This window comes from Aquimarina sp. AU474 (genome assembly GCF_900312815.1).
Classification (GTDB): Bacteria; Bacteroidota; Bacteroidia; order Flavobacteriales; family Flavobacteriaceae; genus Aquimarina.
In genome coordinates this window covers 327,487-344,191 of sequence record NZ_OMPE01000005.1, presented here as the reverse complement: position 1 = coordinate 344,191, position 16,705 = coordinate 327,487, and the positions used below count along the sequence as shown (strand labels likewise).

Below are 16,705 nucleotides of genomic sequence, written 5' to 3'. Positions count from 1 at the left end.
ATACAGAACTTCTTCAATTTGTATGTCTTTTCGATCAAAAACGGGTTTTAAAAAATAGTTAACGCGTATTTTGGCGGCTAAAAATGCGTTTTATCGAAAATTGTTAATAAGTTTTTGCTACTTTTATTGTGTAATCGAAGTAAGGTTTTACCTTTGTTGTAGGTTTTAAGAGTATGGTCTTACGATGAATTTTTTGTGTAATATATTTAAGTTGGTTAATAAATATTGTTATATTCTTTTGTAAGACCTAATATTTAAAGAGTCACTGAAAAGTGACTCTTTTTTGTTTAAGGAAATATTCGAATGTTTTCTTGAAAATTATTTCTTTACTTTTTTAGCACCTTCAATTACTTTTTGCTTTAATCCTTCTTTATAGATCAATATTTTATCCAACACACATGTATCATTGGCTCCAATGATTTGGGCTGCTAATATTCCGGCATTTAATGCTCCATCTAAAGCTACGGTTGCTACGGGAACACCACCTGGCATTTGCAGAATAGATAATACAGAGTCCCATCCATCAATAGAATTTCTTGATTTGACCGGAACACCAATAACCGGTAAAGGAGATAAAGAGGCTACCATACCTGGTAAATGGGCAGCACCACCTGCGCCAGCAATAATAACACTTATACCTCGAGTATGGGCATTTTTGGCATAATCGAATAACTTTTCTGGAGTACGATGTGCAGATACTATATCTACTTCGATTTCAATATCAAAACCTTGTAAAACTTCTACAGCTTTTTCCATGACGGGCATATCACTTGTACTACCCATTATTATTCCCACCTTGCTCATAACTTAATCTTTGCTTATTACTTTTATAGTATTTTTTACCTTTTCGGCTATTTTTCTTGCTTCATCGATATCTTCATTAATGATGGTAACATGTCCCATTTTTCTAAAAGGTCGTGTTTGTTTTTTACCATAAATATGAGGTGTTACTCCTCTCATTTTCATGATTTCGTCTATATTTTTATAAACTACATCACCGGTATGTCCTTCTGCCCCTACTAGATTTACCATAATCCCAGCTACAATACTGGTAGTTTCACCTAATGGGAGGTCTAAAATGGCTCTTATGTGCTGCTCAAATTGGTTAGTGTAACTTGCCTCTATGCTGTAATGTCCACTATTATGAGGTCTTGGTGCTACTTCGTTTACCAAAATTTGATCATTTTGCGTTTGAAACATCTCTACGGCTAGTACCCCAACGTGTTCAAAAGCTTCTGATACTTTTTCTGCTACATTAATAGCTTTTTGGGCTATTTTATTATCAATTCGAGCAGGGCAGATTACATATTCTACTTGGTTAGCCTCTGGATGAAACTCCATTTCTACAACAGGATATGTTTTAATTTCTCCACTTGGATTACGGACAACTATAACGGCAAGCTCGTTTTTAAAATTAATCATTTCCTCTGCAATACACTCAACATCAGGTAATTTTGCGACATCTGCACCGGTTTTTACAACGGAAACTCCTTTTCCATCATATCCGCCTTGTGTACTTTTCCATACAAAGGGAAGTTTAATCTTATTACTAGTGATCCCTTCGGTAAGGTGTGCTTTGTTTGAAAATCGTAAAAATACAGCAGTAGGTATTTTATGTTCCTGATAAAATAATTTTTGCTGACCTTTATTTTGTATATTCTTTAATGTTTTAGAGCTTGGAAATACTTTTTTTCCTTCTTGCTCTAATTTGGCAATAGCCGCAATGTTAATGGTTTCTATTTCAAAAGTCAATACATCGACTTTTTTTCCAAAATTATAAACGGTATCATAATCCATTAAATTTCCTTGCTGGAAATAATCACAAGCTATTTTGCATGGAGCATCAGGATTTGGGTCTAGAACATGCGTTTGTATGTCATACTTTCTTGTTTCGTATAACATCATCTTGCCTAATTGTCCTCCGCCTAGTATTCCTAACTTAAATTTTGACGAGAAAAAATTTGTCATTATCGGGGTTTCAAATTTATCTTAGAAGGCAAAAATAATTTTTTCAAAAGGAATAACCGCAATAATACGCAGTAAATGCTACAGCCAAACTTTATTTATCACTATCTTTGCCGCTTTAATTTAAAAATCATAAAAGAATAAAGGATAAGAACAGTATGATTAAATTACATGATTTACATTTTGTTCCGTTTATTGCTGAGTCTAAGATTACAGCAGCAATAGATGACCTCGCCAAACAATTAAACCAAGATCTTAAGGATGAAAACCCCTTATTTATTGGAGTATTAAATGGTGCCTTTATGTTTTTTTCTGAGGTATTAAAACGTTTTAATCACGATTGTGAGGTAAGTTTTATAAAGCTATCTTCTTATCAGGGTACGCAATCAACACATCAGGTAAATGAATTAATAGGTCTGAATGAAGATGTGTCGGGACGAACAATTGTTGTTCTTGAAGATATTATAGATACTGGTAATACTATAGAAGTGTTATATGAAACCTTAAAAAATAAAGAATGTTCTGATATTAAAATAGCTACGTTATTCTTTAAATCAGAGGTATATAATAAACAAATCCATATAGACTATTTTGGGATAGAAATCCCAAATCGATTTATTGTAGGATATGGTCTGGATTACAATGGTCTAGGTCGAAATCTTACAGAAGTTTATCAACTAAAAAGAAGCAACATGACAAATTTGGTGTTATTCGGCCCTCCAGGAGCAGGGAAAGGAACACAAGCAGAAGTTTTAAAACAAAAATATAATCTAATACATATTTCTACAGGAGATGTGTTTAGATATAACATAAAGAATGCAACTGAATTAGGCACATTGGCGAAGTCTTATATAGATAAAGGACAATTGGTTCCTGATGAGGTAACAATTAATATGCTAAATGCAGAAGTTGATAAAAATCCAGAAGCGAAAGGGTTTATTTTTGATGGATTTCCTAGAACCGAAGCTCAAGCAGATTCATTAGGAGATTTATTAGCTTCAAAAGGATCAGAAGTTAGCGCTATGGTAGCTTTGGAGGTAGATGATGAGGTATTAGTCGAAAGATTATTAGAGAGAGGAAAAACATCTGGGCGTCCTGATGATGCTGATGAAGGGGTTATTCGTAATCGTATTAAAGTGTATTATGATGAAACAGCTATTTTAAAGAATTACTACCAAAAGGAAGAAAAATATTTTGGAGTAGATGGTGTTGGTGCTATCGGTGAAATTACAGATAGATTAAGTCAAGTTATTGACAAGTTTTAATAATTCATTGCGTTTAACGCAAGAAGAATGATTGAAGAGTTATGACAGAAGGGAATTTTGTAGATTATGTAAAGTTGCACGTAACCTCCGGAAATGGAGGGAAAGGATCTGTACACTTACATCGAGAGAAGTATATAACCAAAGGAGGACCTGATGGAGGAGATGGCGGTAGAGGAGGTCATATTATTTTGCGTGGAAACTCTAATATGTGGACACTTCACCATCTTAAGTTTAAAAGGCACTTAAGAGCTGAGCATGGTGGACATGGTAGTAAGAGTAGGAGCACAGGTGCAGATGGAACGGATATATACGTAGATGTACCCTTGGGAACTGTAATACGTGATACAGAATCACAAAATATCATTTTTGAAATTACCGAAACCGGACAAGAGTATATTGCCGCCGAAGGTGGAATGGGAGGTAGAGGTAATTGGCATTTTAAAAGCCCAACAAATCAAACTCCTCGCTATGCTCAACCAGGAGTTGAAGGGCAAGAGCATGATATTACTCTAGAACTTAAAATTTTGGCCGATGTTGGATTGGTAGGATTTCCTAATGCCGGAAAATCTACTTTATTGTCGGTGATTACATCGGCAAAACCAAAGATTGCAGATTACGAGTTTACTACATTAAAACCAAATTTGGGGATTGTAGAGTATCGGGATTTTCAAACGTTTGTGATGGCCGATATACCAGGTATTATTGAAGGAGCAGCAGAGGGCAAAGGTATAGGGCATCGTTTTTTACGTCATATAGAACGTAATTCGACACTTTTATTTTTAGTTCCTGCAGATGCACCCGATATTGCCGAACAATATGAAATCTTATTAGATGAGTTACGTCGTTATAACCCAGATTTACTAGATAAAGAACGACTGATTGCCATTTCTAAAAGTGATATGCTAGATGATGAATTAAAACAAGAGCTACAAGTTGAATTAGATGAACAATTGAACGTTTCGTATTTATTTATTTCCTCGGTAGCGCAACAAGGGCTTCAAGAGTTAAAGGATAAACTTTGGCAAATGCTAAATGCATAAGTTTTTTAAATCATTTTAAAATTCCTTTTCTTTCGAGTGGATGTCTTTTAAGGTAGGCAGCAACAAAAGGGCAAAGAGGAACCAGGAGATATTGTTTTTCTCGAATATAATCTAAAGTTTTTTAATAATAGCGCTTCCTAACCCTTTTCTTTCTAATGATTTTGGAACTTCGGTATGCGTTAAGTAGATTGAGTTTTCTTTTGCCAAAATATATTCGATAAATGCTATTGCATTTTCTACATGAAATTCAAACCTCTTTTTTGAGTGATCCATATTATTGGTTAATGGTAATAGTGACCAATCCTTCTTTGCCATAAGAATATTAATTAGAATATTTTCAAATTTAAAATTTTGGATCCAAATAAAGATATAAGATAAGGTTAAACCCAAGAGGGTGTATGACTTATTTTTATGATTTGATCGTTAAATTAGTTGATCTATTTCTAGATATTTTTCTTTAATAGTACTTAATCCAAATGCTCCTGCCGAAGCTATGAAAACCGAGTAATCTAGGGGAGCTTTAATTCCTATTGAAAAAGACATTGCTAATCCAAAAATTAAAAGCAAAAAACCGCTAAATTTTGCAACCAAAGAAGTTTTAAAACCAATACATAAAAGGATAGCAAAAATTATTTCTGTTATGGTAACAGTTATACCTATGGGGTTAATAAGACTTTTTGGAACAATAGGATTAAGTAGTTGGGTGTATTCTAAAAAACTACCCCAATTACCCCAAGCAGAGCTCTCTTCTGGCCAAAATCCAAATCTATCTGCTACAGCCGATAAGAAACCTAAAGAGATACTTATTCTAAGAAACAATTTAATATATATGATTTTCATAGTCTATGCGTTTAACTTTGTGATGGAGTAGGAGTTAATAATGTTGCACGCCCTATTCTATTCCAGATATTAATACTACCTATTGCCATTATGATATCTGCTACTTTTTGTTCGCCAAAAGCAGAAATGGATTTTTGATAAAGTTCTTCTTGTAAACCTAGATTAGAAATATGAGTAATTTCTTCTGTCATTTGTAATATTAACTTTTCTTCTTTACTAAAAAATGGTGATTCTTCCCAAAATGGTAAGGCATGTATACGATATTGCTTTTCTCCTTTTTCAATTGCTTCCTTAATATGCATTTGTACGCAATACGCGCACCCATTGATTTGTGATGCACGAATTTGTATTAATAAAAACTCTGTTGAGGATAAAGTGCTGTTTTTGATATTATTATGAAGATCGAATAAAGGTTTGTAGGCATTTGGATTAATTGCATTAATATTGATTCTTTCCGTTTTCATGTCTTTGCTTTTAAAATTTAAAACAAAATTCGGGAGATCGAATGATGAAAAAATTAATCTAGATTAAGAAATATATCAAACCTTTTTGTTAGCTCTAATTTTGCTTAAAAACTCGGGTGTAAAACCTAGGTAAGAGGCGAGCATGTATTGGGGTACACGTTGTACAAAATGAGGGTTATATTCTCGGAAAGTAGTATATAATTCTTCGCCAGAAAGACTGTACATATATTGTATTCTCTTTTGGTCAGCGATTCTAACTCTTTCGTGAATCATTCGAAAGTATTGATTTAACTCTAGAGAATTTGCTAGTATAGCGCTTAAGTCTTGCTTGTTGATTTTAAATACTACAGCGTCTTCAACGGCCTGTATGTTGTATTCTGATGGGCTTTTATTAATAAAGCTATCAAAATTACTAATCCACCAATCTTCGATGCCAAAATTGATGATCTTTTCGATTCCTTTTTGGTTTATAAAATAGAACCTGAAACAGCCTTTGGAAATAAAATATTGATGCGTGCAATATTGTTGCTCTTTTAAAAGATACTCTTTGTTGTTATATCTTTTTAACTGCATCTTATTTAAGAATTCTTGAAGTTCGCTTTTAGGAGGAGAAACAAATTTTAGAATATGATTTTTAAGAGTGTCTATCATAGTATGAGTTATGAACCAAAATACATAATTAAAATAGTATTTTTATATTATTTTGATTGCTTTCTTTTGCTTTTATAAAAATGATTTTTGAATAATTCAACGATCTTTTCTTACATAGAAACAAGCGACATTACTCTTTTTTTAAGATCAAAAACTTTTTATCCATTACATTTCCTGTTATAATGAAATTTTTAAAGGGTGAGGCTACTGATGAACCTGACATTTTGTTTCCATCGTCTATGAAGATTTTTTCAACAAAATAATCCTTTTTACCATTATAGATAACTTTTACAATTTCTGAAGGTGCGGCATCTTTTTTTCCTTTTGCATAAGCTTTAAATCTAAGTAAATTAGGATGCCCCGCTGCCCATAAATTTCCTTCGTTATCAATTTCGATATTATCTACCCCTGTACCGCAAGGAATGTCTTCGATAAAATCTAAAGAACCATCAGTATTTCTGGAATATACTTTGATTAGAAAACCACGAGGTGAAGCTACATAAAGTAAATTTCGTTTTGGATCAAAATTTATTCCATTAGCATAGGCAATACCGCTAGCAACTTCAATAAATTTAGTGCCGTCAAAATACATAACATTAGATACAGAAAGGCCTAGGTATTCTTCAGAGAATTTTCCAATTCCTTCGGTATATCCATGGTCATTGGTAAAGTAAAAACGATTTTCATCAATTAAAACAATATCATTAGGGCTTATTAATGAAGAGTCGGTAATAGTTTTTTTATGAAACAGGCTATCACCTTTTAGATCAAACGCTTCTATAGAGTGCCCTTTTAAAGTGTGATTAATGGCCATGATTTTATAATGACCATTTTTCTTATACATAGATATGCCATGAGGAGCAAATACCTTAGAAAAAGATTTGGAGAGGTGTATGAGACTAAAATCCTCATTGTTAAGATCCATTTTATACAAACCTCCTTGTTCTTCTTTAATGGGAGGATATACCATTCTACGAGTTGATGAGATCAATGCAAACTGATCGATGTGACTGATAGTGATGTCTTCTGCTCCTTGGATAGGTATTTCTTTAACGACTGTTCCTTCAAAGTGATTTTCTACGGTTCTAAAAAAGCCTGTAGAAATAAGTGTATAAAGCACAAAACTGATAATAAGTATTAAAATTGCTAAAGATATTCTTTTGATGAGTCGACGCATATATGGTTCGCTTTTATGAGTACTACAATGTTATTTGATTTTTCCGTCATGAAACCCAGCTCTTTTCCAAGAGTTTCCTTCTCTTACCCATATATTGGTAACCCTAAATGCGTTATCCTGTTGGATTCTGTTTTTAGTAGATGACACAAGTATTTTTGCAGTTACTATTGCGGTATTGTCATAAAACTGAACTTCCGTTTCAGTCATCTCATAGGTATGTACTTTAAGTGTTCCGGCTTCAATTTCCTTTTTACGCTTTGTTGCATATTCGAGCCAGGTATTTTTATGGATGGCTTTTGAATTACTATTCGTATGCCTGTAATTAGAAGTTAACATTGATTCAAGTTTTTGGATATCTCCAGTATGAAATGCTTGGTTAAATTCATCAATTCGAGCCATAAGCTCTGCTTCATATATAGAAGAATTTTCTTTTGCGTTATCTTGGTTCGTACATGCGGTAAAAATAAACTGAATACCTATTAAAAATAGCAGACAGCATTTTGAGATTTTTTTTATCAAAATCATTTTGCACATAGATAAACAGCTTGGTTTAATGTAATCTTCTAATTCGTTTAAATATAACAAAATAAATTCTCTCGAATATGATTTTTATTATACTAGTTCGAAAATCAATATACCAATAACAAGAAGATGTTATGTAATTAATGATTTGTATAAATTTAATACGTTTACTAATTCGAATCTTACGAATACTTGTTCATTAACAAACCTTAACTTTTGTTGAAATATATTTAACACATCAAATTATACTACAAGAGGTAGTAAATCAGTTGTTATTTTATTGTGTAATTTTTCACTAATTAAATTTTATGATGAATTTTAAAAACCCCGTTCACATTTTAATCATTTTTAGTTTTTTACTTTGTATTTCATGTGCAGAAACCAAAAAAGAAAACACAAATGATAAATTACTTGCGCAAGCAGATGTTTTATCTAAAGAAGAAAAAACTCCAACAATTATTGAGTTAATATCTACGGATATTGGGTTTGAGAAATTAAATGAATTGATACAAACTACTGATTTCACCACAAAATTCGAAAAAGAAGGTCCTTATACCATATTTGCACCTTTAAACGGAGCTATCAATAAATTATCTCCAAAAATGTTAGACGATTTAAAAAAACCTGAAAATGCAGCAGAATTAACCAAAATCATAAATTGCCACATTATTCCAGGATTGATTAACAAGCAAGATATTATCACGGCGATTAATGAAAATGGTGGAAGTGTGAAATTAAAAACTTTGGGAGGCACCAAGTTAATAGCCTCTATGAAAAGTGGAAGGATATATCTTATCGATAAAACGGGAAATGCTGGAAGATTAATGGTTAATGATATAGAAGCTACTAATGGTATTATTCATACTATAGAATCTGTAATGATGCCTAAAAACTAATAGTTTATTATATAGTTTTAATACATATAATGCAAAGAGGAAGCTACTGTAGCTTCCTCTTTTGTTTTTATTAATTTTCAATATACATCTGGTAGCATTTAATATTAATCCCTAATTTTATCCTTTCGAAGATTAAATAGGGGATGAAAATAATACGTTTTATAAAAAGAGGAATTCGATCTATATTAACTTTTGGTTTTAATATCGAGTGGAAATCAAAAATTATTGATTTATTGATAGTTATAATTGGAATTACACTGGCGTTTCGGTTAAATAGCTGGAGTGAATCGAAAAAACAAGATAGTTTATTAAAAAATTATGTAACAAGTTTTAGCCTTGAAAATGAAGCTAATATAGAAAGCTTGATAAATACGTTGAATTATTCAGAGTTGCAGCTGTCAAAAATCGATACGCTTCAAGAAATAATGCGTAATGAGGCATATAACGATATGCGACTTAGAAAGTTGTCTCCAAGTTTATTGAATACTGTTAATTATAAGTCTTCTACTATTACCTTAGAAAATATAAAAGAATCTGGAGATTTTGAATTGATTAAAAATTATAAACTCAGAAAAAAAATTATTACAGTATATGAATCCTTAAGTGAATTAAAAGAAAAAGAAAAAGTTTTAAATGATTATGTGAAAACGATCACCAGACCTTATTTTTTCGAAAAAATTAGATACAGAGATTTTTACCCTGTAGATGATGAGGGTATGGTAAAGGATCATAGATATGAGAATATGATCATTGGATATGGTATTATATTAACTCGACAAATACAGACGTACCATACGACAAGGGCCGAATTAGAAGATTTAAAAGAAGAACTTGCCTTGTCTCTTAACAATTAATCGCTAACCTTTATGTAAAGATAGTAGTCTAAAATCAAAAGGAGTCCATAAACAAGCTTTTGCTTTACTTTGTTTTAGAGCGGTATTTACCCAAGTATTGCAGGTGTTAAAACAATTATAGTTACCAGTAGCCTCATAGAAATCATCATTTTTATAATATCCTAATCCTGGCAAAATGATCTTTTGGTTATTAGCATCTAGACGAAATGTGTCATGAATATAAGAGTTCATTTTTTTGATCTGGGTCGAACTCATTTTTATCTCAACCCAATCGTTTTTTATACTAGGGTATCGTATGACATGTAATAACGCAGGTGTGTTTATAAATGCTGCTTTACACTTATTTATAACAGTGAAGTTTCCCCAAGTAGAAGTTTTTATATAAAAAGCTTTATCTCCCCATCCAAATGAGAAAAATTTTTCTTGTTCAGTATAGGTTATTCCTTTTAAAATAGAAGAATTCAACTCAGTTTTTGGAATGATGATTTCTAAATGAATCCCATTAGAAGCTATATAAATACTATGTTTTTTCTCAGAAAGATCATCGTTTTTATTAACAGTGATATAAGAAAACCCTAAGGAAACGATAAGATACGCAATTGGAATTATTAAGACGACCCCAATCGATTTTAAAATTTTCTTTGTTAATCTCATGGCGCTAATTACAAACATTTGCCTATAAATAGCAAACAAATAGAAATGATCTTTTTGTTGATTTTTTAAGAAAATAACCCTGCTGATCTTTTATATCAGGCAGGGTACTATTAGTTTTTATTATTTGATGAGTACTCGTATTCCTTCAGAATGACTTGAAAACTCAGGAGCATACATACTTTGTATTGTAGTGATCCCGTTAGAAAAGTCTCCTTTATTATTAACTCTTAGGTCATATTCAAACACAAATACTCCCTTGGGTAAATAGTCGAAGAAAAAGTTTGTAGCGGCATCTTTGGTACTTTCATAGTACCCTAATCCATCTTGCCATTTGTATTGTGAAATTACATTTATGGGCTCAAGTCCTGAAGCCCGCATATCTTTCATATGTACAAACTCCATAGCACGATCAGATCGTAACTCTATACGTACACGTACCAAATCTCCTAATTGTAAATTGGTGGTGTTAGTAATCTCGGTAATCTCTTCTCCTGTATCTGTATTTTTTTTCAAAAACAATTTTTTCTTAAGTGATAAAGGAGTTTTTGCTGGTGTTATTTTATCTAAATTCTCGAAATATTGCCAGTATAGAGCTCCCCAGGCAATACCTTTTCCTTTTTTAGAGATTGTAGCAGTTCCCATATTAGGTTTTATTTCATTCCCCATCCATGAGGTTTTAAAATATCCTGTTCCAGCTTCTACTTTCACATCTTCCATAGTATTAGGGTCAATTTTTTGATCACCCAAAACGATATCTACCATATCTGTAACAGATAGCCAATCACTACCTTGTAGCAGTAAGGCATATATAGCATCAGAGGTGGCCTTTGTTGTTTTCCAACGATTGGTTTGTTTGTTTTTGAGTAACCAAACCTTAAGGTTATCTACAATCTCTGTTCGTTTTGGTTCTTGTTCAATTTCAGAAAATACTTCGATCATTAATGATTGAGTTTCGATTGGTGCTTGGTACCAATACCAGCTAGCTCTATTTGATTTCCAATACATCCCTAATTCTTCACTAGTTATACTTTTTTCATCTAATGATCGGATTATTTTATTGGCAGTACTATTGTCATTATTACGATTTAATATTAGGGCTAGCATACCTTGGGCATATAAACTTTGACTTAGCCAATATTTTTTTGATTGCCCTAAATAATAGTTCCAAGCTTCATTTGTTTTTTTAGGGCGCTTAATATCAGTATAAAAACTACGCATATACATATAATGAATCTGTGTATAACTCAGGTGGTTTTTATTGATATCAATGTTGTTTTTATCACAGTATCTTTTTAAGTCATTATATTCCTTTAAAAAGGCTTGATCAAGAAAACGAATAGCATTTTGAAGCATATTAGTTGTACTGCTATCAAATGTAGTTACGCCAAGTTTTTTAAGGTGTCCAAATCCAGTCGCAATGTGTTGAGTAATAAAACGATTTTCTCTACCACCATGAAACCACGGGAACCCTCCTGAACCAGATTGCATTTTTTTCAATTTGTTTATAGCGGATTGCAACTCATTGTTCATTTTATTGAGATCAAAAAGTAAAGCAATGCGTTTCTTTTGTTCTGTTTCACTTTGTGCATCTCTTAACCATGGTGTTTCTTGAATGATTAACGATTTTAATTCCTGATTTTTTTCGAGGTTACTTAATAATGCATCCGTAGATTTCCATTGATTAAATACTTCTTGTATCCTTGGATTAGAATTTGCTATATTACTTGCTAGTGCATTGGCATAATATCTTGAAAATGTTTGCTCAGAACATTCGTAAGGATACTCCATAAGATAAGGTAGTGCTTGTACAGCATACCAGGCCGGATTAGAGGTCATCTCTAATGTTAGTTTGTGATGCTTTAATGTAGTAGAATTATGATCTTTTAATTTATCAAGTGTAAATGTTTTGGTTTGATTAGATCGGATCCACATCGGTAATGTTTCGGTTACTAACATTCGATTGCTTAATACTGGTAATGCATTTTGTTCTCCATCAGAGTAATCTCCTGCTTTGGCTATGATTTTATATAATACCGTTTGTATATTATCAGGAATTTGTAACTCCCAAGAAACATTTGTGTTTCCTTTGGTTTTTACTGTAAAATTCTGTTGTGCATTAGTATTTTTTAAATCTGTGTTAATCACTGTATTGGTCAAAGCATCAAATAATTGTAATTCGATAATACCACTAAGGTCTTTATCAGCAAGGTTTGATACTTTAGAGCTTAATACTATTTTGTCACCCTCTCTTAAAAACCTAGGTGGATTAGGGAGAATCATTAATTCTTTTTGAGTAACTGTTTCTAATGTTTGCACACCAGATTGCATTTCTTTTGTATGCGCCAATAACTGAAGTTTCCATCTAGTTAATGCTTCTGGTGCCGTAAAATTAAAGCTAACATTACCATTTGTATCTGTAGTTAACTGTGGATAGAAAAATGCAGTTTCTTGCAGGTTTTTTCTAATTTTCACCCCATCCAAAGAAGTCTCTTTCTTAGTTTCATCAGATTTTGATTCGGCTTGATCCAAATCTTTTGCTTTTTCTTCTTTTTTTAAACCAGCATTTCCTTCTACAACTATCTCACTTAATTCTGCATCTTCTTCTTCGGGCGCACTTCGTGACATAGATTTTTGCATCATCGGTGAGGCTGCCGTTTCCATTACATCATACATTCGGTTTCTGCCACCAAAGTATTGCTGTCTAAAATATAAACCAAACCAATTTAATTGATCATATCTTTGATTTGAGTATCCAGAATACCCGGGGCTGTTTTCAAGTTTGAATGCATTAGTACCAAAACTTTGAGGAGCTTTTCTTCTGTTTTGAGAGTAATAAATGGGTCGGTTAATAGGGTTGAAATACCATTGATGAGGCTTAAATTGATCCAGTGATGCATCATACATACTAGCCAAAAGCTCAGCACTTACTTTATCTCCTTTAGGCCCTTTTATAGTAAAACTCCAATTTTCTTGTTGTCCTGGTTGTAATTTGTCTCTAAAAGTGTTGGTTTCTATACTAAGTTCGGTTGGTTCATAAGGAACAGAAAGTAAAATGGTTCCGTTTTGATAGCCATTATAGTTTACAAAACTATAACTCACAGAGAACCCGCCTAGATCTTCTTTTGTTATTGGGATTTTAATAATGTTACTATTATTTGAAAGCTTAATCAACTTCGTTTCAATGATTTTGTAATTTTTTTCAATATCTACGGTTACTACAATATCTTTTGAGGCTGAACTTAGTTTTATAATCGCTTCATCACCAATTTTATAAGAAGGTTTATTGCCTGTGATCTCAAATAATTGTTGATCGCTAATTAGCTTGTCAGATTGATTATAAGCTGTTGTATATTGTATGTCTTTTACTTTTTGTCCGAATCTATCTTTGGTGTTTAGCTCTATTACATATTTACCCGATTCCCAATTTTTTATACTTCCTAATTTAATTTCTTGATGGCCAGTATTATCTTTTTTTGAAGTGTCATAAGTGGTGTTAAATACCAATTCCCCTTTTTCCCATGTGCGATAATCATGTTCATTCTTAAATGCATCATGCGGGAATAGTTTATTGAAGTTATCTTTGGTGAACCCTTCATAATCGGGAGCCTTCCATGGGCGAATACGTATTGGTTTGTTAGGAGCTTTTAATTTAAAAATTTGTATGGTTCCTTGAGATGTTACTGGTTCATTATTGAGATTTAAAGTTTTTATAGTTAATGAGTTATCTTTTGCGGTTTTATCTATTTTGTTTTGTACTCCTACAGTAGCAGTTAATGCATGGTATCCTACCGCAACAAACGTCTGGGTGCTTCTTGTTTCACCATTAATATCAATAACATCTGCGGTGATCTCATAATTAAAAATGGGTAAATTTTCTTTGGCTACGGTTGGATCAGGAAGAGCAGCAAAATTGATGATATATTCTCCGTTCTCATCGGTTTTGGTCTCACCATGTGTAATTTCTTGCGATTCTGAGGTGTGCCTTGGATACCAGTAGCACCATCTAGGGTATTGTACTTTTCGATGTACTCTATATACCACTTTTGCATCTGTAATATTGCTACCTGCATAAGCAGTAGCTACTCCTGTAAGTTTTACAGTGTCATTTACGCGATATGTTTGAGTAACAGGATTAAACTTGGTTTCAAATTTAGGGCGTTTGTATTCTTCTACAGATATAGAGGTACTTTGGTAATTATTAGTTTGTATTGTATATATGCCAGTCAATCCCGAGGAAGGAAGTATAAACTCGCCTTTAAAAGACCCATATTCATTGGTCTTTAAATTTAAAGTTTTTACTTCTTGACCATTAACATCTCTAAGTGTAGCAAAAGCAGAATATTCTGGTAGTACTTTAAAATCTTCTTTAAGTTTAGAAGACATCATTATACCTTTAAAATAAACCGTCTGACCGGGTCTATATATACTACGATCTGTAAAAATGAACGTGTTATAGCGAGTGTTGTCATCATTTGCATTAGGAGAATGGGATTGGTTTAAATAAAACCCCTCGAAATATGCCTTGTCTTCTAGATGAGTAATAGTGATATTAACATCATAGTAATACTTATTCAAGGCCAAATGAACTTGTCCATTTTTGTCTGTAATTAAGGTTTTGTCTAATTTGTTGCCATATTGTCTATCAGAGCTTGTTTTAAAATTTACTTTAGCATTTTCTACTGGACTTCCATTATTACGATCTAATACTTGAAAAATAGATTTTTCAGAGGTTCTATTTTCGATCAAAGCTAAATCACTGATCTGTACTTTCCCGTAAGAAAACATGTTTTTTTGCGAGAGATCTGGTTCTACAGTGGCTAATACTAAGTAATATCCTTGATCTAACTCGGGTAATAAGACCTCTGTTGAGTGCTTTTGATAATCACTTTCGTTTTGTATTTCTGTTTCCCAGGTTTTACTTACTCGTAAAGCATTTAGAAATGTAATTTGCTCATCAAGTTTATATAATCTATCTAAAGTTTTTAATTGTTTAGGTGTAATTTTTAAAGCTTTAAAATAGAGTTTATTTAGATTTTTGTAGGTGACTAATAACCGTCCCGGAGTTTGTATAGGAGCATATTTTTCGATACTAATATTTAACTCTGGATGATGAATCTGACTCTTTAAGGATAAGCAGTTGTCTCCACCACGTGAATCGGGAAATTTCTCTACAGTGGTGTTGCATAAGTCTAATGCATCTTTAAGTTTCCATCTATGAGTTTCATTTTCTTGAGGAATATATGACGAAGCTTGTTCTTTATATAAATTTGCTATTTCAAAATCATACAATGCAGATGATGGTTGTGTTTTAATTTGATTTTTTTCAAGACGTAACGTTTTTAGAAGTATATCTTGTTTGTTGGTAAATACTGCATTTTGATATACAAATTTGATTCGCTCTATATTTACTTCGGTAAATGCTTCAATATTGTTATTTCTCGTATGAAATTTTATAAGGTTTTGATATAGTTTTAGAGCAGTACCTTGTAATGATAATGAATCTTTAGGTTCAATTTTTAGTGTAGAAAACACATCGTGATCTGCTAAAAAATCATGGTTGTCGATTGTAAAAGCATATGAGGGTTTTGTGATATTTGTTTCAGAAGTTTTATAAAACTCTAAGGCGTTATGTGTTAAGAAATCATATAACGTAGGGCGATATTTTTTAGAATCATGACGGGTATGTAAAATCTCATTAAATTGGGATAGTTCTGTTTGCTGAGCGAGAACCCCGTTTTTGATTGATTTCTGGTAATAGATATGAATTTCGTTAAATAAAGTTTCGAGATCCCATGTTCTAAAATCCTCGGAATCTACTTTTTCTGATGTTTGAGTTCTGTTATAGAATTTCCATCTATTTTCTTTAAAATATTGCCAATACAAATTAGCAAGAATACTTTCTAAAATATTTCTTTTGGGAAATTTACCTTGATCAATCTCGTTTTTAAACTCTTTGATAATATTAAGTTGAGCATCTTCTTCTAGAGTAAGTAGATATTTTGCTTTATGAAGTAACGCTTTAATTGCTTGATTGTCGTTATTTTCTTTTTTTGCAGTGTCATATATAGTTTGTACTACTTCAACTGCAGATTTTGGTAACCCCTTTTGTTCAAAAGCTTTGACTTTTTTCCAATCGGTCTGATAATCATTTTGACCATTCATATAGTTTAGGTTAGATATACAGAGTATAATAAGTATGATATACTTTTTCATCATAAAGATTTTAGGTTGTTAAACAAACTCAAACAATACGTATACCAAAATTTATTTAGTAAACATTTTCAGTCTGAAAATAACATCATAAAGCTACGTATTTGAAACGAGTCTTAACAATTTTGTTATTATAAATTAAAACGTATAATTAATCGAATCTAATA

Annotated in this window: 13 protein-coding genes and 1 pseudogene; 4 read left to right on the top strand and 10 right to left on the bottom strand. The window is 32.2% G+C overall.

Annotation, left to right across the window (positions count from 1 at the left end; translation table 11 throughout):
• Positions 1 to 318: 318 nt before the first annotated feature.
• Both purE and DK508_RS04410 read right to left on the bottom strand, forming a co-directional pair.
• Positions 319 to 804, bottom strand: a complete 486-nt coding sequence (gene purE / locus DK508_RS04415; RefSeq protein WP_109299523.1) for a 5-(carboxyamino)imidazole ribonucleotide mutase — start codon at positions 802 to 804, stop codon at positions 319 to 321.
• 3 nt (positions 805 to 807) lie between these two features.
• Positions 808 to 1,968: a 5-(carboxyamino)imidazole ribonucleotide synthase gene (locus tag DK508_RS04410; protein WP_109299522.1), complete on the bottom strand. Its 1,161-nt coding sequence runs from the start codon at positions 1,966 to 1,968 to the stop codon at positions 808 to 810.
• Between the two features lie 155 nt (positions 1,969 to 2,123).
• On the opposite strand from DK508_RS04410, the gene DK508_RS04405 reads away from it, so the two are divergent.
• Together DK508_RS04405 and obgE are read left to right on the top strand one after the other, a co-directional pair.
• Positions 2,124 to 3,230, top strand: coding sequence for an adenylate kinase (locus tag DK508_RS04405; RefSeq protein ID WP_109299521.1), 1,107 nt, complete (start codon positions 2,124 to 2,126; stop codon positions 3,228 to 3,230).
• A 41-nt stretch (positions 3,231 to 3,271) separates the two neighbouring features.
• Positions 3,272 to 4,270: a GTPase ObgE gene (gene obgE / locus DK508_RS04400; protein ID WP_109299520.1), complete on the top strand. Its 999-nt coding sequence runs from the start codon at positions 3,272 to 3,274 to the stop codon at positions 4,268 to 4,270.
• A 10-nt stretch (positions 4,271 to 4,280) separates the two neighbouring features.
• Here obgE and DK508_RS21570 read toward each other — a convergent pair.
• The 6 genes and pseudogenes from DK508_RS21570 to DK508_RS04370 form a co-directional block, all read right to left on the bottom strand.
• Positions 4,281 to 4,543, bottom strand: a pseudogene (locus DK508_RS21570) (GNAT family N-acetyltransferase).
• 150 nt (positions 4,544 to 4,693) lie between these two features.
• Positions 4,694 to 5,110, bottom strand: coding sequence for a DoxX family protein (locus DK508_RS04390; protein WP_109299519.1), 417 nt, complete (start codon positions 5,108 to 5,110; stop codon positions 4,694 to 4,696).
• 11 nt (positions 5,111 to 5,121) lie between these two features.
• On the bottom strand, positions 5,122 to 5,574 hold the full coding sequence (locus DK508_RS04385; RefSeq protein WP_109299518.1) for a carboxymuconolactone decarboxylase family protein: 453 nt from the start codon (positions 5,572 to 5,574) through the stop codon (positions 5,122 to 5,124).
• 75 nt (positions 5,575 to 5,649) lie between these two features.
• A complete protein-coding gene (locus tag DK508_RS04380) occupies positions 5,650 to 6,225 on the bottom strand; it encodes a Crp/Fnr family transcriptional regulator (protein WP_109299517.1) in 576 nt (191 codons plus the stop codon).
• Between the two features lie 130 nt (positions 6,226 to 6,355).
• Positions 6,356 to 7,402: an SMP-30/gluconolactonase/LRE family protein gene (locus tag DK508_RS04375; RefSeq protein WP_109299516.1), complete on the bottom strand. Its 1,047-nt coding sequence runs from the start codon at positions 7,400 to 7,402 to the stop codon at positions 6,356 to 6,358.
• A 30-nt stretch (positions 7,403 to 7,432) separates the two neighbouring features.
• Positions 7,433 to 7,927, bottom strand: coding sequence for a nuclear transport factor 2 family protein (locus DK508_RS04370; RefSeq protein WP_160114561.1), 495 nt, complete (start codon positions 7,925 to 7,927; stop codon positions 7,433 to 7,435).
• Positions 7,928 to 8,232: 305 nt separating this feature from the next.
• On the opposite strand from DK508_RS04370, the gene DK508_RS04365 reads away from it, so the two are divergent.
• Together DK508_RS04365 and DK508_RS04360 are read left to right on the top strand one after the other, a co-directional pair.
• Positions 8,233 to 8,820 carry a fasciclin domain-containing protein gene (locus DK508_RS04365; RefSeq protein ID WP_109299514.1) on the top strand — a complete coding sequence of 196 codons (588 nt, stop codon included), beginning with the start codon at positions 8,233 to 8,235 and terminating at the stop codon, positions 8,818 to 8,820.
• A 143-nt stretch (positions 8,821 to 8,963) separates the two neighbouring features.
• A complete protein-coding gene (locus tag DK508_RS04360) occupies positions 8,964 to 9,674 on the top strand; it encodes a hypothetical protein (protein ID WP_109299513.1) in 711 nt (236 codons plus the stop codon).
• A gap of 3 nt (positions 9,675 to 9,677) precedes the next feature.
• Here DK508_RS04360 and DK508_RS04355 read toward each other — a convergent pair whose 3' ends face one another.
• Both DK508_RS04355 and DK508_RS04350 read right to left on the bottom strand, forming a co-directional pair.
• Positions 9,678 to 10,328, bottom strand: coding sequence for a DUF2459 domain-containing protein (locus DK508_RS04355; RefSeq protein WP_160114560.1), 651 nt, complete (start codon positions 10,326 to 10,328; stop codon positions 9,678 to 9,680).
• Between the two features lie 120 nt (positions 10,329 to 10,448).
• Positions 10,449 to 16,541 (bottom strand): alpha-2-macroglobulin, encoded by a 6,093-nt coding sequence (locus DK508_RS04350; protein WP_235016280.1) that lies wholly within the window; start codon positions 16,539 to 16,541, stop codon positions 10,449 to 10,451.
• Between the last annotated feature and the right edge of the window lie 164 nt (positions 16,542 to 16,705).